Below are 20,786 nucleotides of genomic sequence, written 5' to 3'. Positions count from 1 at the left end.
CCATGCTCAAGCACATCGTGATGTGGAAGTTCAAGGAACACGCCGAGGGCGCCGACAAGGCGACCAACCTGCTCAAGGCCAAGGCGCTGCTCGATGCCTGCGCGACGCTCTCGCCCGGCACGCACCGTTTCGAGGTCGTCATTGCCCAGCCCGGGCTCGAGGCCACCTACGACCTGATCCTCAATTCGGAATTCACCGACGCCGCCGCGCTCGCGGCCTATGCGGACCATCCGCAGCACGTGGCGCTCAAACCCTTCATCGGCGCCGTGCGCGAAGCCCGCCAGTGCATGGATTACGAAATCTGATCGACCCTTCACAGAACACCGGAGACAACCCATGACCGTCCGCACCACCCAACAACTGTTCGACCTCACGGGCCAGACCGCCCTCATCACCGGCGGCTCGCGCGGCCTGGGCCTGCAGATGGCCCATGCGCTCGGCGAAGCCGGCGCAAAGATCATGCTGAGCTCGCGCAAGGCCGAAGACCTGGAGCAGGCTGCTGCCGAGCTGCAGGCCGCCGGCATCGACGCGCGCTGGATCGCCGCCGACTGCTCGAAAGAAGAAGACACCCGACGCCTGGCCGACGAAACGCTGCAGCGCATGGGCGGCATCGACATCCTCATCAACAACGCCGGCGCGAGCTGGGGTTCGCCCGCCGAGAGCCATCCGGTCGAGGCCTGGGACAAGGTGATGAACCTCAACGTGCGCGGCTACTTCATCCTCGCGCAGCACGTCGCCAACGGCTACATGATCCCGAAGAAGCGCGGTCGCATCATCAACATCGCCTCGATCGCGGGCCTGAACGGCAACCCGCCCGGCATGCAGACGCTGGCCTACAACACCTCGAAGACCGCGGTGATCGGCTTCACGAAGACGCTGGCCGCCGAATGGGGCAAGTACAACATCAACGTGAACGCGATCTGCCCGGGCTTCTTCATGACGAAGATGGCAGCCGGCCTGATCAAGTCGCTGGGCGAAGAGCACATGGCCGCCTCGGCGCCGCTGGGCCGCCTGGGCGACGACGAAGACCTGAAGGGCCTGACGCTGCTGTACGCGAGCGATGCCGGCAAGCACATCACCGGCCAGTGGGTCGCCGTTGATGGCGGTGTGAGCGTGGTTCTTGGTGCGGCCTGACATGTCCGATTCGCCTGAAACGTCCAGCGACATCAACATCCGCTCGTACACGACCCAGATTCCGTTTGCGCGCCACCTCGGCTTCGAGCTCACGAAGTTCGAGGGCGGCGAGTCCGAAATTCTGTACACGGCCAAGCCCGAGCACCTGAACACCTTCGACGTGACGCACGGCGGCGCCTGCATGACGCTGCTCGACATCGCCATGGCGGCCGCTGCGCGCAGCGTGACGCCCGAAACCGGCGTGGTCACCATCGAGATGAAGACCAGCTTCATGCAGCCGTCGGTCGGCCCGCTGCATGCGCGCGGCACGCTGCTGCATCGCACCGCGACGCTGGCTTTCACCGAAGCCAAGATCTACGACGAGCAGGAGCGCGTGTGCGCCCATGCCACCGGCACCTTCAAGTACGTGAAGCGCCGGCTGCCGACCGGCCCCGCGAGCGCGAACGCCATGCGTCCGCCATCGACCGACTGACACCCCAATTCCCCCGGAGACTTTCATGCCCACCAACAAGCAGATCCACCTCGACAACCGCCCTGAGGGCGAAGCCGTTGCCAGCAACTTCAAGCTCGTGACGAGCGAGACGCCTGCGTTGCAAGACAACCAGGTGCTGGTGCGCCACCACTACATGAGCCTCGATCCGTACATGCGCGGGCGCATGAACGACTCGAAGAGCTACGCCCAGCCGCAACCCGTGGGCCAGGTGTTCCAGGGCGGCACGGTCGGCGAAGTGGTCGAGAGCAAGCACCCCAAGTACGCCGTGGGCGACAAGGTCGTCGGCTTCGGTGGCTGGCAGGAATACAGCGTGGTCGATGGCTCGCAGCCCGGCGCACTGAAGAAGGTCGACACCACGCACGTGCCGCTGTCGCACTACCTCGGCGCGGTCGGCATGCCCGGCGTGACGGCCTGGTACGGCCTCGTGAAGATCATCGCGCCCAAGGCCGGTGAAACCGTCGTCATCACCGCCGCCAGCGGCGCCGTGGGCAGTGCCTTCGGTGCGCTGGCCAAGGCGCGCGGCTGCCGCGTGGTCGGCATTGCCGGCGGCCCCGACAAGTGCAACTACGTGACCGACGAGCTCGGCTTCGACGCCTGCATCGACTACCGCCAGCACCCCGACGTGAAGACCATGAGCGCCGCGCTCAAGGAAGCCTGCCCGAACGGCATCGACGGCTACTTCGAGAACGTCGGCGGCTACATCTTCGACGCCGTGCTGCTGCGCACCAACGCGTTTGCGCGCGTGGCGCTGTGCGGAATGATCGCGGGCTACGACGGTGCGCCGCTGCCGCTCGCGAACCCGGCGCTGATCCTCATCAACCGCCTGAAGATCGAGGGCTTCATCGTCAGCGAGCACATGGAAGTGTGGCCCGAGGCGCTGACCGAACTCGGCACGCTGGTGGGCACCGGCAAGCTCAAGCCGCGCGAATCGGTGGCGCAGGGCATCGAAGCTGCCCCTGAGGCCTTCCTGGGTTTGCTCAAGGGCAAGAATTTCGGCAAGCAACTCGTCAAGCTGATCTGATGCACTGAAACGCACGGCAAGGAGGCCGGTCATGGACACGACACACGAGGTCTTCAACCAGCCTACGCCGCTGGTTGACTACAACCTCTTCGACACCAACCGCCCCCTGCGCGATGCGTTGACGTTCAACGCGCCCGCGCTGCAGACCACGCAGCTGCACGAGCTGGGCGCCACCCTCGGCTCGGCCGCCATGCAGACGCATGCGCGGCTGGCCAACATCCACACACCGCAGTTGCACACGCACGACCGCTTCGGCCGTCGCATCGACGAGGTGGAGTTCCATCCGAGTTACCACGCGCTGATGCAGACAGCCGTGGGCGCGGGCCTGCATGGCACGCCGTGGACCGGCATGTCCGCATCGCCGCATGTGCTGCGTGCGGCGGGCTTCATGCTGTTCACCGAGCTGGAGCCGTCGGTGCTGTGCCCGGTCTCGATGACCTATGCCGTCACGCCCGCCTTGCGCGGCAACGCGGGCGTGCATGCCGACTGGGGCCCGAAGCTCGCCAGCCTCTGGTACGACCCCGCACTGAAGCCGCTGCACGACAAGCCCGGCGTGACCATGGGCATGGGCATGACCGAGAAGCAGGGCGGCTCCGATGTGCGGGCCAACACCACGCAGGCCGTTCGAGATGGCAGCGACGCCTGGGGCGAGCGCTACGCCATCACCGGCCACAAGTGGTTCTTCTCGGCGCCCATGTGCGACGCCTTCCTCATCCTTGCGCAGGCACCGGCCGGGTTGTCGTGCTTCTTCTTGCCGCGCGTGCTGCCGGATTGGATGGGAAAGGGCACGCGCAACGCCATCCACATCCAGCGCCTGAAGGACAAGCTCGGCAACAAGGCCAACGCCAGCTCCGAGGTCGAGTTCCACGGCGCCAGCGCCTGGCTCGTGGGCGAAGAGGGCCGTGGCATTCCGCAGATCCTCGAGATGGGCACGATGACGCGCCTCGACTGCTCGCTCGGCACCAGCGGCCTCATGCGCCAGGCGCTGGGCATTGCGCTGAACCACACGGCGCAGCGCAACGCCTTCGGCAAGCCGCTGATCGAGCAGCCGCTCATGAAGAACGTGCTGGCCGACCTCGCGCTCGAAAGCGAAGCCGCCACCGCACTGGCCGTCCGCCTCGCGCGGGCTTTCGACCGGCAATCCGACGCGCACGAGAACTTGATGGCGCGCCTGCTCACGCCGGTCGCCAAGTTCTGGATCTGCAAACGCGGCAGCCATTTCGCGCAGGAGGCCATGGAGTGCCTGGGCGGCAACGGCTACGTGGAAGAGGGCGGCCAGGGCGTCATGGCGCGCATCTACCGCGAGATGCCGCTCAACTCCATCTGGGAAGGCGCCGGCAACATCATGGCGCTCGACCTGCTGCGCGGCCTGCGCAAGGGCGATGCCGTTGCCGCGCTGGCACACGAACTGGCGCCGGCGCGCGGTCAGCAAGCCGCACTCGACCGCCTGGCCGACGCCTTGCCCGCACGCATCGAGGCCATGGCCTCCGAGACCGACGCGCGCCGCCTCGCACAAGACGTGGCGCTTGCCGTGCAGGCCGCCTTGCTGGTGCAGACCGCACCCGCTGCCGTGGCCGACGCCTTCTGCGCCTCGCGCCTGGGCGGCGACTGGGGCCAGGCCTTCGGCACGCTGGGCGCGGGCACCGATTTCGATTCGATCATCCAGCGTGCGCAGCCGCGCTGACCACCCACAAGAACACCTCCACGAAAGACACCATGGCCGACCTCATCCTCCACCACTACACCACCTCGCCGTTCTCGGAAAAGGTGCGGCTGATCCTCGGCGCCAAGAAGCTGCCGTGGAAGTCGGTCTTCATTCCGCCGATCATGCCCAAGCCCGATGTGGAAGCGCTCACGGGTGGCTACCGCAAGACGCCGTTCCTGCAGATCGGCGCCGACATGTACTGCGACAGCGCGCTCATCGCCGACGTGCTGGAGCACCTGCAGCCCGAACCCACGCTCTACCCCGAGCCCGAAAAAGGCATGTCGCGCATCCTCGCGCAGTGGGCCGACACCAGCCTGTTCTGGGCCGCGATGGCCTGGAACCTGCAGCCCAAGGGCGCAGCCGAGGTGTTTGCCAAGGCGCCGCCCGAAGCCATCAAGGCCTTCGGCGAAGACCGCGGCAAGATGAGCGCCGGCAACATGACGCGCCTGCGCCCGGCCGACGCCACCAGCGCCTACAAGTCGTACCTGCGCCGCCTGTCGGACATGCTCGACGACAAGCCCTTTTTGCTGGGCGAGATGCCCAGCATTGCCGACTTCTCGGCCTACCACCCGCTCTGGTACACGCGCCGCATCGAGGCGGTGAAGGGCATCCTGGAGCTCACGCCCGCGGTGCTCGACTGGATGGACCGCATGGCGGCCATCGGCCACGGCACGTCGTCGAAGTTCTCGAGCGACGAGGCCATCGCCGTCGCCAAGGCCGCCACGCCGCACACGCTGCTGACCGACAGCACCTTCCAGGACGACCACGGCATTCCGCTGGGCAGCGCCGTCACGCTGCGCGCCGAGAGCTTCGGTCTTGAAGAGACGCCAGGCCTCCTGGTGGCTGCCACGCGCACGCACTACACGCTGGAGCGCAACAGCGAGCGCACGGGCCGGGTGCATGTGCACTTTCCGCGCATCGGGTATGTGTTGAAAAAAGCAGAAGCCTGATGACCGAAAGATCCGCGCGCGACGGGCACCTTCGTGACTGCGCGCGCGGCGGTTCCGTATTTCAATAGCGGCTTCCGTTTCAACGTCAGACACATTCAGCAAGAAGGACACCGGCAAATGATCCAGGACTTCAAGGGCAAGACCGCCGTACTCACCGGCGCAGGCTCGGGCTTCGGCCTCGAATGCGCGCGCATCGGCGCCGCCCGCGGCATGAACCTCGTGCTGGTCGATGTGCAGCAGGACGCACTCGACAAGGCCAAGGCCGAGATGGAGGCCCTGGGCGTCCAGGTGCTGGCGCGCAAGGTCGACGTGTCCGACGCGGCCCAGATGGAAGCGCTGGCCGCCGCCGTCAAGGAACGCTTCGGTGCGCCGCACTTCGTGTTCAACAACGCCGGCGTGGGCGCCGGCGGCCTGGTGTGGGAAAACACCGTGGCCGACTGGGAATGGGTGCTGGGCGTCGACCTGTGGGGCGTGATCCACGGCGTGCGCCTGTTCACGCCGATGATGCTCGAGGCCGCCGCCAAGGACCCGAGCTACCGCGGCCACATCACCAACACCGCCAGCATGGCAGGCCTGCTCACGCCGCCCAACATGGGCATCTACAACGCGGCCAAGGCGGCCGTCGTGAGCCTGACCGAAACCCTGTACCAGGACCTGAACCTGGTCACCGACCAGATCGGCGCCAGCCTGCTGTGCCCGTACTTCGTGCCCACCGGCATCACGAACAGCGATCGCAACCGCCCCAATGCGCCGAAGGACACCGAGCTCACCAAGAGCCAGCTCATCGGCCAGGCCATGAGCAACAAGGCGGTGAGCAGCGGAAAGATCACGGCCGCCGAAGTCGCGGCGAAGGTGTTCGACGCCATCAGCGACAACCAGTTCTACGTGTTCAGCCACCCTAAGGCGCTGGGCAATGTGAAGAGCCGCATGGAGAACATCGTGTCGATCACCAACCCGGCCGACCCGTTCCTGGAGCGTCCGGAGATCGGCCAGAAGCTGCGCGAGCAGCTGCGCTCTGCCTGATCTTTTCCCAATGAGGCGGCCCATCGCGGGCCGCCTTCAGCCGGCCTGCACCTTCGCCTGCAGATCGCGCACCAATTGCTCGATGCCCGACAGCGCCTCGGCCATCGAACGGTCCAGCAGATCGCCGCGGTCTTCCGCGTGCTCGACCGCAATGTCGTGCACTTCGCGCAGCCCGACCAGGCCCAGTGCGGCCTTCATGCCCGGCACCAGAAAATTCAGATGCGCCTGCATGCCGCCGGGCCCGAAGCCGCTGCTGCCGTGCGCGGTGAGCAGCACCGTGCGGCGCGGGCGCTCGGCCAGCAGCGGCACGTAGGGGTCGTCCAGGCCCGGGTCCATGTCGAAGGTCTCGCCGACACGCACGATGTTGTCGATCCACGCCTTCACGGTGGCTGGCGCGCTGTAGTTGTACATGGGCGTGCCCATCACGATCACGTCGGCGCGGCGCAGCTCGGCGATGAAGGCATCGCTCTCGGCCAGCACCTCGTGCATCCAGGCTTCGCGCGCTTCGGCGGGCGTGTAGGCGCTGTGGATCCAGTCGCCGGTGACCGCTTGCGGCGGCGTGGTGCCGAAGTCGCGGTAGATCACCTCGTCGTGCGGGCGGGCCGCCTGCCAGGTGCTGACGAAGTGGTGACTCAGGCGGCGCGAATGCGAGCCGTGGACGACCGCGCCCGAACGGCCGGAACGGGGGCTGGCATCGATGTGGAGCAGGGTGGTGGTGGTCATGGCGTGGTCCTCGGTTGGATGAAGGGAATTCAGCTGTCTTCTTGACACGGTTCTCAATTTATCGAAGCATCCAGCGCCGGACAAACGACGATTTTTTCTCGCTGTAGAAAATTAAATTCATCTATTCGCCACTCCGAACACCATGGTCCTCCTGCATTCCCTGCCTCCGCTGGCCTCGCTGCGCGCCTTCGAGGCCGCCGCGCGCCATTGCAGCGCCAAACTCGCCGCGAACGAGCTGTCGGTCACGCCCACGGCCATCAGCCACCAGGTGCGCCAGCTCGAAGACTCGCTGGGTGTGGCGCTGTTCGTGCGCCAGCCGCGCCAGCTGGTGCTGACGCCGCAGGGCCGCGAGCTGCAGGCGGTGCTGAGCGATTCGTTCAGCGCCATGGCACAGGCCGTCGCGCGCCTGCGGGCGCCGCCCGAGCGCAGCGCGATCACGCTGTCGACCACGCCCGCCGTGGCCGCGCGCTGGCTGCTGCCGCGCGTCGGTGCGCTGCGCGCGGCACACCCCCGGCTCGACCTGCGCATCCACGCCTCGCACGACGCGGTGCCGCTGGACGGCCTCACGGCCGACGTCGCCATCCGCTACGGCAAGGGCCAGTGGCCGGGTCTCGTGGCCGAGAAGCTGTTCGACACCGTCTTCGCGCCCGCCTGCAGCCCCGCGCTCAAGCTGCGCCGTCCGGCCGACCTCGTGAAACACACGCTGCTGCACTTCGCGGTGCCGAACAGCAAGACCCAGCCGGGCACCTGGGCCGCGTGGCAGCAGGTGGCGCAGGTGCCAGGCCTCGACGTGACGGCCGGCCCCGTGTTCTCCGACGAAACCCACACCGTCTCGGCCGCGCTGCAGGGCCAGGGCGTGGCGCTGATGGGCCTGGCACTCATCGCCGACGAGCTGCGCGCGGGCAACCTGGTGCAGCCCTTCGGGCCGGTGCTGCAGGGGTCGCCGTTCTACCTCGTGTGCCCGCAGGCGCGGCGCGACGATCCGAACGTGGCGGCGGTGTTCGAGTGGGTGAAAGGGCTGTCGCCGCTGGACGCCGCCGCGCGTTGACGCAACGCACGACAGGGCGGCGACACAATGGCGTCTGGCGACTTTTCGACGATCCCTTTCGCATGAAACCTTCCCCGACTTCTCCCATCCTCCAGGTACAGAACCTGCACTTTGCCTACCCCGACCAGCCCGCGCTGGCGAACGGCTGGTCCGCCACCGTGGGCGACGGTGTCACGCTGCTGTACGGCGACACCGGCAGCGGCAAGTCGACCTTGCTGCGCGTGCTGGCGGGCCAGCAGCCTGCGTCGGCCGGGCAGCTGCGCGTGGCCGGCGTGGCGCTTGACGCCGAACCCGAGGCCTACCGACGCCAGGTCTTCTTCTGCGAGGCGGCGGCTGAAGCCTTCGATCCGCTCAGCGTGCAGGCCTGCACGGCCTTGCTGGCCGAGGGCGATGCGGGTTTCGACAAGGCCGAGTGGCAGCGCCTTGTCGAGGCGTTCTCTCTCACACCGCATCTCGAAAAGCAGATGTTCATGCTGTCGACCGGCTCCCGCCGCAAGGTCGGGCTCGCCGCCGCGCTGGCGTCGGGTCGGCCCGTGGTGCTGCTGGACGATCCGGTGGGTGCGCTCGACGCGCGTTCGATCCACGGCCTGTGGCAGGCGATCGAGCGGCGCATGGCGCAGCCGGGGCGGGCGGTGGTCGTGGCGAGCAGCGAGCGCATCACGGAAGTGCCGCTGGCGGCGTGCATCGAGCTGCCGCTGGGCTGATCAGCGGCTCGGCGTCGCCATCACGTGGTTGTCGTGTCGTTCGTCGCCGAGCACGAACTGCGTCAGCCCCGTCACGGTCAGCCCGTGCTTTTCGTAGAACGCGCAGGCGCGCAGGTTCTTCACGTTCACTGTGAGCCACAGGCCGTCGCTGCCGGTGCGTGCGTGGGCAGCGCTGCGGGCTTCATGCAGCAGCATCGACCCGACGCCGCTGCGTGTGAACGGTGACTGCACATAGAGCGTGCGCAGTTCGGTGTCGCAACCCGGTGCCAGCGGTTGCGCGGCGCCGAACTGCAGCAGCGCATAGCCCACGAGACGGCCGTCGGCTTGCGCGACGCGAAGCGCGGCATCGGGCGCTTCAGCCCATGCAGCGAACGCGGTGGGCGTGAAGGTCGACAGCACGTAGCGCCCGAGCAGGTCGTTCACGCCGTCAGTGGCGTAGGTGTCGAGCCACACCTGAATCGCCAGCGCGGCGAGTGCGTGCGCGTCGGCTGCGGTGGCAGGACGAACGGTGACAAGTGGACGGGTCATGGTGCGGCGCATTCTGCGGCAACCGCGTCAGGCCGTCTGCAAGGCCGACCGGAAGCGGCTCGGCGGCGCACCGGCCGACTTGCGCATCAGCCGCCGCAGCGCCGTGGCGTCTTCATAGCCAACCTGCGTCGCGACCTGGTCGATGGTCATGCGGCTGCTTTCGATCAGCATGCGTGCGCGGTTGAGTCGCACGCTCTGCACAAGCGCCAGCGCCCCCAGCCCGGTGGCGGCGCGCACGCGCCGGGCCAGCGTGCGCTGCGACATCGCGAACTCGTCGGCCAGCGCGGCCACGCTGGGCGGTGTGGGCAGCGCGGCTTCGATGCGTTGCGTGAGGCGCGAAATCAGTTCGTTGCCGTTGGACAGCATCGACGGCACGACGAACGGGGCCTGTGCCTGGCGGCCGTCGATCAGCAGCACCTTGCTCACGGCCTCGGCCAGCGCGGGGCCGAAGCGCGTGCGCAGCAGATGGAGCATGAGGTCGGATTGCGCGAAGGCCGCGCCCGCCGTGCTCACCGGGCCGTCGGCGCACACCATGCGGTCGGCGTCGACATGGCAATTTGGCTCGAGCCGGCGCAGTTCGGGTGCGAGCCACCACGAGGTGGTGACGCGGCGCGCCCGCAGCAGGCCAGCCGCCTGCAGCAGGAACACGGCCGAGCACGAGGCCGCGACCGCGCCGCCGCGCGCGGCGTGGCGCCGCACCGCATCGATGGCGGCACGGGCGTTGTTGTCGGTGAGGCGCACTGCGAGGTCGGCGGGGTTGTCGACCCCGAGCCCGGGCACGATCCACGTCGAGCCGTCGGTGCGCGCGCGGCGGGGCATGGCGAGGGTGTCGATCTGCAGCGCGTTGCTCAGCGGCACCATGCCGCCTTCGGGCGACACAACGCGCCAGGTGGGGCGGGGCATCTTGTGGCGCGGTGCGAGCGTGGCGGCTGCGGCGAGCACGTCGAGCGTGACGGCGGTGCTGGTGCCGAAGCTGCCCGGAAGGACAAGAACGGTGAAATCGTGCATGGCTGAAAACGCCCGATAGACGTCTGAATGGACACTGTCAGTCTAGCGCCGCACCGGGTGCAATGGCAGCCACCTCAACCTTCTGGATTTCGACCATGACGCAGCCCATGGACAGGACCGATCCGCTCGGCGACTTCACGCGCCGCGAGATCACGCTCGACGGCGCCACCAAGGCCGTCTACGTGGCCGGCACCGGCCCGGCGGTGATCGTGATGACCGAGATGCCCGGCATCAGCCCGCACGTGGCGCGCTTCGCCCGCTGGGTGCGCGACGCCGGCTTCACGGTCTACATGCCGTCGATGTTCGGCCGCGACGGCGCCGTGCCGGACGCGGAGGAGGGCAAGGCCGTGTTCCAGCGTGCCTGCGTGAGCGCCGAGTTCCGCGCCTTCGCGGGCAACGCCTCGAGCCCGGTGACGCAATGGCTGCGCGCGCTGGCGCGGTTGGCGCATGCGGAGTGCGGCGGGCCGGGCGTGGGCGCGATCGGCATGTGCTTCACCGGCAACTTCGCGCTCACGATGATGTTGGAGCCCGCGGTGCTGGCGCCCGTGCTGTCGCAGCCGTCGCTGCCGATGGACAACCCCGGCGGCATCGAGATTTCTCAGGAAGAGATCGCCCAGGTGCGCCAACGTCTGGAGCGTGAAGACCTGACCGTGATGGCCTACCGCTTCGAGGGTGACCGCTTCTGCCGGGCCCAGCGTTTCGCGGCGTATGCAGACGCATTGGGCGACCGCTTCGTGGCCCGCGTGCTGCCCGACAGCGCGGCCAACACGCGCGACCTGCCGTCGTTCTTCTCCCAGGTGGTGGCAAGCCCGCACAGCGTGGTGACGGCGCACCTGATCGACGAAGCCGGCCAGCCGACGATCGCGGCGCGCGACGAGATCCTTTCGTTCTTCGCGCGCCGGTTGTCGGGTGTGTCGGGTCAGGCCCGTGCGGAGGCGCCGTCGGCCGGCAACTGACCGGTCTTTTGCGCACGACGGTCGAGCGCGCGGCTCCAGAGTGCAATCGCCAGGCCCACGAGCGTGAGCAGTGCAGCCACCCAGCCGAGGGCGTGCAGCCCCGGGCCGTGGTCGATCGTCACGCCGCCGACCCAGGCGCCGAGTGCGTTGCCGAGGTTGAAGGCCGCGATGTTGAGGCTCGAGGCGAGGTTCTGGCCCGCGCCCGAAGCCTTCTCCAGCACGCGCAACTGCATCGGCGCCACGGTCGCGAACGAGGCCACGCCGAGCAGGCCGACGAACACCACGGCGGTGAAGGGCGTGCCGATGGTGAACTGCATCGCACCGAGCACCACGGCCAGCGCCACCAGCGTGCCGAGCACCGCGGCCATCGGTGCGCGGTCGGCCAGCTTGCCGCCGAGGATGTTGCCGACGGCGAGGCCACCGCCGAACACCAGCAGGATCGGCGACACGGCCGACTCCGACAGGCCGGTGAGCTGCGTGAGCAGCGGCTGGATGTAGGTGAAGACCACGAACACGCCGGCAAAGCCGAGCACCGTCATCGCCAGGCCGAGCAGCACCTGCGGGCGCGCCAGCACGGCGAGCTCTTCACGCAGCGGCGCGGGCTTGGCCTCGCCCTTCACGCGGGGCACGAACACGGCGAGCACGACGAGGGCCAGCACGCCGATCACCGTCACGGCCCAGAAGGCCGAACGCCAGCCGAACTGCAGGCCCAGCCAGGCGCCGGCGGGCACGCCGAGCAGCGTGGCGGCGGTGAGGCCGGTGAACATGATCGCAATGGCCGAGGCGCGGCGCTCGGGTGCCACGAGGCCGGTCGCGACCACCGAGCCGACGCCGAAGAAGGTGCCGTGCGCCAGCGAGGTGATGACGCGTGCGGCCATCAGCATTTCGTAGTTGGGCGCGAGCGCACAGGCGAGGTTGCCGAGCGTGAAGATCGCCATGAGCGCGAGCAGTACGGTCTTGCGCGGCAGTTTGCGGGTGGCGATGGTGAGCACGGGCGCGCCGACCGCGACCCCGAGCGCGTAGCCCGAGATCAGCAGGCCGGCGGCCGTGATGGAAACCTGAAGATCCGTCGATACCTGCATGAGCAGGCCCATGATGACGAATTCGGTGGTGCCTATTCCGAAGGCACCGGCGGTGAGGGCAAGAAGAGCGATGGGCATGATGCCTCTACTGTGCGGACAATCTTCTTCGATGACTAGAATGCCGCCAGTACATGCACTTGTGAATTGAAGTCACAGTAAAGGAAGCCTATGCCGCGCATCGATGTCAACCGCTCCGGCGAAATGGAGGCCTTTGTGCAGGTGGTGGAGGCGGGCGGTTTCTCGGCGGCGGCGCGGCTGCTGGACATGACGCCTTCGGCCATCAGCAAGCTGGTGGCGCGGCTCGAGCTGCGCCTGGGCATCCAGCTCGTGCACCGTTCCACGCGCAAGCTGCAGCTCACGCCCGAGGGGCTGCATTTCTACGAGCGCAGCACGCGCGTGCTGGCCGACATGGACGAGGCCGAGCGTTGCGCCGCGGCCGGTGCGGCGCCGCGCGGGCGCGTGAGCATCAATGCGAGCGTGTCCTTCGGGCATCACAAGCTGGTGCCGCTGGTGCCGCGTCTGCTCGAGATGCATCCGCAGATCACGCTCGACATTGCGCTGACCGACCGCATCGTCGATCTGATGGACGAGCGCGCCGACATCGCGATCCGCTGGGGCCAGTTGCCGTCGTCCGATCTGGTGGCGCGGCGCCTGGGCGAAACCAGCCAGTCGATCGTGGCTGCGCCGGACTACCTGGCGACGTACGGCACGCCACGCACGCCGCAGGAGCTGGAGGCGCACAACCGGCTGGGCTGGAGTTACCGGCGCAACACGCCTGACTGGCCGTTGCGTGTCGATGGCCGCATGGTCATGCTGCCGGTGGCGGGGCCGGTGCGCGCGGGCGATGGCGAGACGCTGCGGCAGCTGGCGATTGCGGGGGCGGGCGTGGCGCGCTTGTCGCTGTATCACATCCAGCACGACATCGATGCCGGCCGGCTGGTGCCGCTGCTCGAAGAGTTCAACCCGGGCGAGATCGAGCCGATCCACGCGGTGTACATCGGCAAGGCCGGCACGCTGCCCGCGCGGGTGCGGGCAGTGCTCGACTTTCTGGTGGCGTGCTCGGGCGTGGGCGGTGGGCGTTACACGCTCAAGCGCACGGCGCCGATGCCGGGGAACTCTGCCCTCACCTGATCGCCGCGGCGGCAGGGCAGAACGCCGACCCACGAGCCGGTGGTGACGACTGTGCCAGCGGGGACAGTCTGGCCGTGGCGCGTGAGGTGGCGCAGCCAGATCGGCAGCAGCCACGCGGGATCGGCCAGCGGATGCGTGCCTTCGCGCACGACGGTTTCTGCGTCGCCGATTTTCGTTTCGCAGCGTTGCGAGGCCCAGTCGACGGCGGCGTACGGTTGCCAGTCGCCGAGCACGAGTGCGCCGTGGACTTGCGAGTCAGCCAGCCGCAGCAGGGCGGGCGTAGCAGCCAGGTCTTGCCAACGTGCGTCGACGACTTCGACGGAGACGGCCATGGCGTCGATGAGCGCTGCTGAGTTGTCGTGGTCGAGTGCGGCGGCTTGCGCGGGCGTGACGTCCTGGCCGAGTCGCAATGCAATCTCGGCTTCGATGCCGGGGGTGTGGAGCGTGAGGTCGCTGAAGTTGGCGGGACTCTGGCGCACGCCGGACGGGGGCAGCGGGGCATGCGTGAGCGTGGCGCTGCGGGAGCCGCCGCCGGACTTCCAAGTCTTCGGGACGCCGTCGAACCAGCCGAGGGCTGCGGCTACGGCGTCCTGCACTTCGTAGGCCTGCGTGGCGTCTGGCAGGGCGTCGGTCCAGGGTGTGGCGTCGAGCGTGCGGTTGGCCTGGCGTGCGGCGATGAGGGCTTCGGTGAGGGCTTTTTGGTCGGGCGTCATGCTTGGAATCTTCTCAGGTTCTTTGGGTGTTTGTTCAGGGCGCGTGCCCAGGCCACCGGGTACTTCCCTCCGCGAATGTCCCCCGCTTCGCTCCTCCTTGATTTCGCTGCGGGAAGCACCCAGTGTCCTGAGCACGAGAAGCCGCGCTGGTGTGCGGTCGATCAACGACTGCACTGAACACGCTCACGTCGATGGGGTGCCTTGCGCAGCGAAATCAAGGAGGAGCCCGAAGGGCGGGGGACATTCGCGGAGCAAGGCTCCCCGTCGGCGGGAGCGTCGCCCCGAACGACAGCCCTCAAGTCTCGACCTGCACCTTGCCGTCCTTCACCACCTTCGCCCACTTGGCGATCTCGGTGTTGATGAACTGCTTGAACTTGTCCTGCGAACCGCCGCCGTCTTCAGCGCCGTAGGTGTCGAGCCGTTCCTGCACGTCGGGCATCGCGAGCACGGTGTTGACGTCGCGGTTCACTTTCTGCGCGATGGCGGGCGACAGCTTGCCGGGGCCGACGAGGCCATACCAGGTGGTGGCCTCGAAGCCTGCGAAGCCTTGCTCCTGCATCGTCGGCACGTTCGGATGGCCCTTGGCGCGCTTGGTGCGCGTCTGTGCCACCGCGAGCACACGGCCGTTTTTCACGTGCGGCGTGGCGGCGGTCATGGTCTCGAAGCTGTACTGAATTTGCCCGCCCATCAGGTCGGCGAGCAGCGGGCCGCTGCCTTTGTACGGCACGTGCAGCGCATCGACGCCGCCCTGCAGTTTGAACATCTCCAGCGCCAGGTGCTGCGCCGAGCCCGCACCGGCCGAGCCGAAGCTCACGGTGCCGGGCGCGGCCTTGCAGGCAGCGACGATGTCTTTCACGCTGAGGGCCTTCTGCGCCGGATTGGCGATCAGCAGGTTGGGCGTGACGCCCACGAGCACGATCGGCACGAAGTCGCGCTCCACGTTGTAGCGCAGCTTGGGCTGCAGGCTGGGCGCGAGCGCGTGGCTGTTGATGTGGGCCATGAGCAGGGTGCTGCCGTCGCTGGGCTGCTGCGCCACGTAGTCGGCCGCGAGCACGCCGGCGACACCGCCCTTGTTCTCGACGATGACCTGCTGGCCCCACATGATCGTGAGCTTCTGCGCGACCACGCGTGCCAGCGCGTCGGTGCCGCCGCCCGGTGGAAAGCCCACCACGATGCGCACGGGGCCGGTGGGCCACTCTTGCGCGAACAGCCGGGGTACGCCCAGCGTGGCGGCCGCACCGGCGGCGGCCTGGATCAGGGAACGTCTTTGCATCTTCTTTGTCTCCGTCGGTTGGGGAATCCGATGCGTGCCGGGAGCCGCTTGCGCAGGCCCGGCAGGGTGGTGGTGGGCCGCCGCATCGTTCGAGCGATGCGCTGCGGCCCGTGTGGGTTGACGTGCGCCGTGCGCCGGGCTCAGGCTGCTTTTTGCAGGCCGACCGGTGCGGCCTGGTGGCTCGCGAAATAGTCCATTGCCGCCTGCACGCCGCTGCCCGCCAGCTTGATGCCGCTGAGCTTCATGCCCATCTCGACACCCGCGACCATGGCCACGAGCGTCAGGTCGTTGCTGTCGCCCAGGTGGCCCATGCGGAACATGCGGCCCTTGAGCTTGCCCAGGCCCGTGCCCAATGACAGGTCGAAGCGCTGGTGGATCAGGCGGCGCACGGCGTCGGCATCGGTGCCTTCGGGCGTGATCACGCCGGTGAGCACGGGCGAGTACACGGACGGGTCGGCGCACTGGATCGGCAGGCCCCAGGTGTTGACCGCGGCGCGCACGCCGGCGGCCCAGCGCTGGTGGCGCGCGAACACGTTGTCCAGGCCTTCGCCGAGGATCATGTCGAGCGATTCCGACAGGCCGTACAGCAGGTTGGTATTGGGCGTGTAGGGCCAGTAGCCGTCTTTGTTCATCTCGACGATCTCGTCCCAGGCCCAGAAGGCCTTGGGCAGCTTGGCGTGCTTGGCGGTTTCGAGGGCGCGCGGCGAGAGCGCGTTGAAGCTGATGCCGGGCGGCAGCATCAGACCCTTTTGCGAGCCGCTCACGCAGACGTCGACACCCCATTCGTCATGGCGGTAGTCGGCGCTGGCCAGGCCCGAGATGCTGTCGACCAGCAGCAGGGCGGGGTGGCCCGCTGCATCGATGGCCTTGCGCACCGAAGCGATGTCGGAGGTGGCGCCGGTGGAGGTTTCGTTGTGCACCACGCACACGGCCTTGATCTTCTTCTCGGTGTCTTTGCGCAGGCGCGCCTCGATGAGCTCGGCCTGCACGCCGCGCCGCCAGCCGGGCGCATTCGGCAGATGGGCGTCGCTGCCGGTGTAGGCCAGGAATTCGGTCGACAGGCCCAGGCGCGTGGCCATCTTCTGCCAGAGCGACGCGAAGTGGCCGGTCTCGTACATGAGCACGTGGTCGCCGGGGCTGAGCGTGTTGGCGAGTGCAGCCTCCCACGCGCCGGTGCCCGATGCGGGATAGATCGCGACCGGGTGCTTCGTCTTGAAGATCTCCTTGATGCCGCCGAGCACCTTCAAACCGAGCGTGCCGAACTCGGGACCGCGGTGGTCGATGGTCGGCAGGCTCATGGCCCGCAGGATGCGGTCGGGCACCGGGCTGGGGCCGGGAATCTGGAGGAAGTGACGGCCGGTGGGATGGATGTCGAGTTGCAGCATGGGCTCTCCTTTTGCAGCTAGTTTTGCATTCAAAATGCATTTATGTATGCTGGTTTACACCTATCAACCAAGGTTGTAGCGCCTATTTTTTGCATTCAAAATGCAAGCAAGGGAACACCACATGACCGCTGAAATCATCGAAATCTCCAGGCTGGCCTTGCATGACCAGGTCGCGTCGCGCCTGCGCACCATGCTGGTCGAAGGGCGCATTGCGCCCGGCGCCAAGCTCAACGAACGCGAGCTGTGCCTGCAGCTGAACGTGTCGCGCACGCCGCTGCGCGAGGCCATCAAATTGCTCGCGGCCGAAGGGCTGGTCGACCTGCTGCCCAACCGCGGCGCGGTGGCGGTGAAGCTCACCGAGGCCGACGTGCTCAACACCTTCGAGGTGCTGGCGATGCTCGAGGGCATGTCGGGCGAGCTGGCGGCCAAGCGCATCACCGACGAAGAGTTGGCCGAGGTGCGCGCGCTGCACTACGAAATGATGGCCTGCTTCGCGCGGCGCGACCTGTCGGGCTACTACCGCCTGAACGCGCGCATCCACACGGCCATCAACGACGCTGCGGCGAACCCGGTGCTGTCGAACACGTACCGCTCGATCAACGCCCGCGTGCAGTCGCTGCGTTTTCGCACCAACCAGGACGAGACCAAGTGGCAGCACGCGGTCGAGGAGCACGAGCAGATGGTGCAGGCGCTGGCCGCGCGCGACGCGCAGGCCATGCGCAAGGTGCTCACGGCGCACGTGCTGCGCAAGCGCGACACCGTGCTGGAGCTGCTGCGCGCAGGCCAGATCTATCCCGCTGCCAAGAGCAAGACCACGAGCAACAACGCGAGCTAAGCACCCACCATGCGCATCGATCCCGCCAGCCACATGCAGCCAGCCGGAACCGTTCTTCCGCCCAACGACACCTGCGAACTGCTGGCGCGCCGGCTGCGCACCGACACGCAGGGCGAGGTGCTGTTCGACGACGGTTCACGCGGGCGCTACGCCACCGACGCGTCGATCTACCAGATCACGCCGGTCGGCGCCTTCGTGCCGACGAACGAGCGCGACATCGCGACTGCCATCGACATCGCCCGCGACCTGAAGGTGCCGGTGCTGGCGCGCGGCGGCGGCACCAGCCAGTGCGGCCAGACCACGGGCGCGGCGCTGGTGATCGACAACAGCAAGCACTTTCGCAAGGTGCTGGACGTGAACGTGGAAGAGGGCACCGCGACGGTCGAACCGGGTCTGGTGCTCGACCACCTGAACGCGCAGCTGAAGCCGCACGGGCTCTGGTACCCGGTCGACGTGTCGACCAGCGCACAGGCCACGCTGGGCGGCATGGCGGGCAACAACTCCTGCGGCTCGCGCTCCATCGCCTACGGGAACATGGTGCACAACGTGCTCGGTGCGAGCGCGTGGCTGTCGAGCGGCGAGCTGGTCGAGTTCGGTCCGGTGGGCACGCTCGGCGCGCGCGCGGCCGGCATCGCGCAGTTCGTGCACGGGCTGGCGCAGGAGCACCGTGACGCCATGGCGCAGCACTGGCCCAAGGTGATGCGCCGCGTGGCGGGCTACAACCTCGACATCTTCGACAACCAGAGCGAGCGGCCCTACACCGCCGACGGCAGCGTGAACCTCGCGCACCTGCTGATCGGCGCCGAAGGCACGCTGGCCTACACGCGCAGCCTGAAGCTCAAGCTCGCGCCGCTGCCGCGCGCCAAGGTGCTGGGCATCGTGAACTTTCCGACCTTCCATGCGGCCATGGACGCGGCGCAGCACATCGTGAAGCTCGGACCGACGGCGGTGGAGCTGGTCGACCGCACCATGATCGAGCTGAGCCTGGCCAACCCGGCGTTCAAGCCGACGGTGGAAACCGCGCTGATCGGCAAGCCCGCCGCCATCCTGCTCGTCGAGTTCTCGGGCGCCGACAAGGCCGCGCTGCTGCCGCAGTTGAAGCAATTGGTCGAGCTGATGGGCGACCTCGGCCTGCCGGGCAGCGTGGTTGAGATGGCCGACGACGCGCGGCAGAAGAACCTGTGGGAAGTGCGCAAGGCCGGCCTCAACATCATGATGAGCCTCAAGGGCGACGGCAAACCCGTGAGCTTCATCGAAGACTGCGCCGTGCCGCTCGAGCACCTGGCCGAATACACCGACGGGCTGACCGAGGTGTTCGCGAAGTACGGCAGCCGCGGCACGTGGTACGCGCATGCGTCGGTCGGCACGCTGCATGTGCGGCCGATTCTCGACATGCGCGCCGACGGCGGCGCCAAGATGCGCGCCATTGCCGAAGAAGCCAGCGCGCTGGTGCGCAAGTACAAGGGCGCGTTCAGCGGCGAGCACGGCGACGGGCTGTGCCGCGGCGAATGGATCGAATGGCAGTTCGGGCCGGCCATCAACGAGGCCTTCCGCGCGATCAAGCAGAAGCTCGACCCGGTCAACCTGTTCAACCCCGGCAAGATCATCGATCCGCCGCGCATGGACGACGGTTCGCTGTTCCGCTTCGCGCCGCCGACCGCGCCCAAGCCCTATCGCCGCATCGAGCTGAAGCCGGTGCTCGACTGGTCGGCCTGGAATGTCAACGCCGACCCGGTGACCGAGATGACCACCGCACCCGGCACCGGCGGCGACAGCACCGGCGGCCTCGCCAAGGCCGTGGAGATGTGCAACAACAACGGCCACTGCCGAAAGTTCGACGCCGGCACCATGTGCCCGAGCTACCGCGTGACGCGCGACGAACAGCACCTGACGCGCGGCCGTGCCAACACGCTGCGCCTGGCGCTGTCAGGCCAGCTCGGCGCCGACGCCTTCACCAGCGAGGCCATGCACGACACCATGGACCTGTGCGTCGGTTGCAAGGGCTGCAAGCGCGACTGCCCGACGGGTGTCGACATGGCGAAGATGAAGGTCGAGTTTCTCGACCACTACAAGAAGCGCCACGGCCACACGCTGAAAGACAAGCTGGTCGCCTACATGCCCGACTACGCGCACCGCGCCAGCCGCATGCCGTGGCTGCTGAACCTGCGCAACCGCGTGCCGGGTGCGGCCTGGCTGGGCGAGAAGATGCTGGGCTTTTCAGCCAAGCGCTCGCTGCCTGAATGGCGCACCGACACCTTCTGGCGCGGCAAGGACACGGTGGCCGCCGGCTTGTTTTCCGATCAGGCCTCGGTGCTGGCTGCTGCAGCGCGCGGCGAGAAGGTCGCCGTGCTGTTCGTCGACACCTTCAACGGCACCTTCGAAAGCGAGAACGTCTTTGCCGCGGCGCGCGTGCTGCACGCCGCAGGCTATGCGCTGCACACGGTGGAGAAGGGCGGCAGGCACCACTGCTGCGGCCGGACCTTCCTGGCCAGCGGCATGGTGGACGAGGCCAAGGTGCGCGCCGGCGCGCTGATCGACGCGCTGCTGCCGCTGGCGCAGGCGGGCGTTCCCATCGTCGGGCTCGAGCCCTCGTGCCTGCTCACGCTGCGCGACGAAACGCTGGTGATGGGCTTCGGCGACAAGGCGCAAGTCGTCGCGAAGCAGGCGCTGCTGTTCGAGGAGTTCATCGCCCACGAACGCAAGGCCGGCCGCTTCGAACTCGCGTTGAAGCCTGCCACCGTGCCTATCCTGCTGCACGGCCACTGCCACCAGAAAGCCTTCGGCGCGGTGACTCCGATCATGGAGGTGCTGAAGCTGATTCCCGGCGCCGAGCCCGAGCTGATCGAGAGCTCATGCTGCGGCATGGCCGGCAGCTTCGGCTACGAGGCGAGCCACTTCGAGGTGTCGATGCAGATGGCCGAAACGAGCCTGCTGCCCGCCATCCGCGCCAGACCCGATGCGATCGTGGTGGCCGACGGCACGAGCTGCCGGCACCAGATCGAAGATGGGGCGCAGCGTGAGGCAGTGCATGTGGCGGTGCTGTTGGCGCGGCACATGATGCTCTGAGGCTGGCC

Annotated in this window: 20 protein-coding genes; 13 read left to right on the top strand and 7 right to left on the bottom strand. The window is 68.0% G+C overall.

Features of this window, described 5'->3' with window-relative positions; all coding sequences use genetic code 11:
* Positions 1 to 2: 2 nt before the first annotated feature.
* The 7 genes from CY658_RS18455 to CY658_RS18425 all read left to right on the top strand — a co-directional run bounded on the left by CY658_RS18455 (position 3) and on the right by CY658_RS18425 (position 6,326).
* A complete protein-coding gene (locus CY658_RS18455) occupies positions 3 to 305 on the top strand; it encodes a Dabb family protein (RefSeq protein WP_101491589.1) in 303 nt (100 codons plus the stop codon).
* Between the two features lie 31 nt (positions 306 to 336).
* Complete coding sequence (locus CY658_RS18450) at positions 337 to 1,134, top strand: SDR family oxidoreductase (RefSeq protein ID WP_101491588.1); 798 nt, start codon at positions 337 to 339, stop codon at positions 1,132 to 1,134.
* Position 1,135: 1 nt separating this feature from the next.
* Positions 1,136 to 1,606 (top strand): PaaI family thioesterase, encoded by a 471-nt coding sequence (locus tag CY658_RS18445; protein WP_099797028.1) that lies wholly within the window; start codon positions 1,136 to 1,138, stop codon positions 1,604 to 1,606.
* Between the two features lie 25 nt (positions 1,607 to 1,631).
* Entirely contained in the window at positions 1,632 to 2,648 is a 1,017-nt protein-coding gene (locus CY658_RS18440; RefSeq protein ID WP_101491587.1) for an NADP-dependent oxidoreductase, read from the top strand.
* A 31-nt stretch (positions 2,649 to 2,679) separates the two neighbouring features.
* Positions 2,680 to 4,332, top strand: a complete 1,653-nt coding sequence (locus CY658_RS18435) for an isovaleryl-CoA dehydrogenase (RefSeq protein WP_101491586.1) — start codon at positions 2,680 to 2,682, stop codon at positions 4,330 to 4,332.
* A gap of 32 nt (positions 4,333 to 4,364) precedes the next feature.
* On the top strand, positions 4,365 to 5,303 hold the full coding sequence (locus CY658_RS18430; RefSeq protein ID WP_101491585.1) for a glutathione S-transferase family protein: 939 nt from the start codon (positions 4,365 to 4,367) through the stop codon (positions 5,301 to 5,303).
* A 117-nt stretch (positions 5,304 to 5,420) separates the two neighbouring features.
* A complete protein-coding gene (locus tag CY658_RS18425; RefSeq protein ID WP_101491584.1) occupies positions 5,421 to 6,326 on the top strand; it encodes an SDR family oxidoreductase in 906 nt (301 codons plus the stop codon).
* 36 nt (positions 6,327 to 6,362) lie between these two features.
* On the opposite strand, the gene CY658_RS18420 is transcribed toward CY658_RS18425, so the two are convergent.
* Positions 6,363 to 7,049: an FMN-dependent NADH-azoreductase gene (locus CY658_RS18420; protein WP_101491583.1), complete on the bottom strand. Its 687-nt coding sequence runs from the start codon at positions 7,047 to 7,049 to the stop codon at positions 6,363 to 6,365.
* 142 nt (positions 7,050 to 7,191) lie between these two features.
* Here CY658_RS18420 and gcvA point away from each other — a divergent pair, with 142 nt between their 5' ends.
* A complete protein-coding gene (gene gcvA / locus CY658_RS18415) occupies positions 7,192 to 8,097 on the top strand; it encodes a transcriptional regulator GcvA (RefSeq protein WP_101491582.1) in 906 nt (301 codons plus the stop codon).
* Positions 8,098 to 8,159: 62 nt separating this feature from the next.
* Positions 8,160 to 8,801: an ABC transporter ATP-binding protein gene (locus CY658_RS18410; RefSeq protein ID WP_101491581.1), complete on the top strand. Its 642-nt coding sequence runs from the start codon at positions 8,160 to 8,162 to the stop codon at positions 8,799 to 8,801.
* Here the strand turns inward: CY658_RS18410 and CY658_RS18405 are convergent, their stop codons facing one another.
* Positions 8,802 to 9,329 carry a GNAT family N-acetyltransferase gene (locus CY658_RS18405; RefSeq protein WP_257884917.1) on the bottom strand — a complete coding sequence of 176 codons (528 nt, stop codon included), beginning with the start codon at positions 9,327 to 9,329 and terminating at the stop codon, positions 8,802 to 8,804.
* Between the two features lie 27 nt (positions 9,330 to 9,356).
* The gene (locus CY658_RS18400) at positions 9,357 to 10,337 is read right to left on the bottom strand and encodes a GlxA family transcriptional regulator (RefSeq protein WP_101491580.1); all 981 of its coding nucleotides are present in this window, start codon (positions 10,335 to 10,337) and stop codon (positions 9,357 to 9,359) included.
* 95 nt (positions 10,338 to 10,432) lie between these two features.
* Here CY658_RS18400 and CY658_RS18395 point away from each other — a divergent pair, with 95 nt between their 5' ends.
* A complete protein-coding gene (locus CY658_RS18395; protein ID WP_101491910.1) occupies positions 10,433 to 11,293 on the top strand; it encodes a dienelactone hydrolase family protein in 861 nt (286 codons plus the stop codon).
* On the opposite strand, the gene CY658_RS18390 is transcribed toward CY658_RS18395, so the two are convergent.
* Positions 11,257 to 12,453, bottom strand: coding sequence for an MFS transporter (locus CY658_RS18390; protein WP_101491579.1), 1,197 nt, complete (start codon positions 12,451 to 12,453; stop codon positions 11,257 to 11,259). The two genes, CY658_RS18395 and CY658_RS18390, sit on opposite strands and share 37 nt — an antisense overlap.
* 90 nt (positions 12,454 to 12,543) lie before the next feature.
* Between CY658_RS18390 and CY658_RS18385 the strand changes: the two genes are divergently transcribed.
* Positions 12,544 to 13,506 (top strand): LysR substrate-binding domain-containing protein, encoded by a 963-nt coding sequence (locus CY658_RS18385; RefSeq protein WP_101491578.1) that lies wholly within the window; start codon positions 12,544 to 12,546, stop codon positions 13,504 to 13,506.
* Here the strand turns inward: CY658_RS18385 and CY658_RS18380 are convergent.
* From CY658_RS18380 to CY658_RS18370, 3 genes are all read right to left on the bottom strand, one after another.
* The gene (locus CY658_RS18380; RefSeq protein ID WP_101491577.1) at positions 13,455 to 14,219 is read right to left on the bottom strand and encodes a fumarylacetoacetate hydrolase family protein; all 765 of its coding nucleotides are present in this window, start codon (positions 14,217 to 14,219) and stop codon (positions 13,455 to 13,457) included. The two genes, CY658_RS18385 and CY658_RS18380, sit on opposite strands and share 52 nt — an antisense overlap.
* 295 nt (positions 14,220 to 14,514) lie before the next feature.
* On the bottom strand, positions 14,515 to 15,492 hold the full coding sequence (locus tag CY658_RS18375) for a Bug family tripartite tricarboxylate transporter substrate binding protein (RefSeq protein ID WP_101491576.1): 978 nt from the start codon (positions 15,490 to 15,492) through the stop codon (positions 14,515 to 14,517).
* 140 nt (positions 15,493 to 15,632) lie between these two features.
* Complete coding sequence (locus tag CY658_RS18370; RefSeq protein ID WP_101491575.1) at positions 15,633 to 16,877, bottom strand: pyridoxal-phosphate-dependent aminotransferase family protein; 1,245 nt, start codon at positions 16,875 to 16,877, stop codon at positions 15,633 to 15,635.
* 121 nt (positions 16,878 to 16,998) lie between these two features.
* Here CY658_RS18370 and CY658_RS18365 point away from each other — a divergent pair, with 121 nt between their 5' ends.
* Both CY658_RS18365 and CY658_RS18360 read left to right on the top strand, forming a co-directional pair.
* A complete protein-coding gene (locus CY658_RS18365; protein ID WP_101491574.1) occupies positions 16,999 to 17,712 on the top strand; it encodes a GntR family transcriptional regulator in 714 nt (237 codons plus the stop codon).
* Positions 17,713 to 17,721: 9 nt separating this feature from the next.
* On the top strand, positions 17,722 to 20,778 hold the full coding sequence (locus tag CY658_RS18360; protein ID WP_101491573.1) for an FAD-binding and (Fe-S)-binding domain-containing protein: 3,057 nt from the start codon (positions 17,722 to 17,724) through the stop codon (positions 20,776 to 20,778).
* Positions 20,779 to 20,786: the final 8 nt, after the last annotated feature.

It is taken from the genome of Variovorax sp. RO1, from assembly GCF_002849325.1.
GTDB lineage: Bacteria > Pseudomonadota > Gammaproteobacteria > Burkholderiales > Burkholderiaceae_C > Variovorax.
Note: the sequence above shows the minus strand (reverse complement) of the source record. Positions and strands in the feature narration are given on the sequence as shown.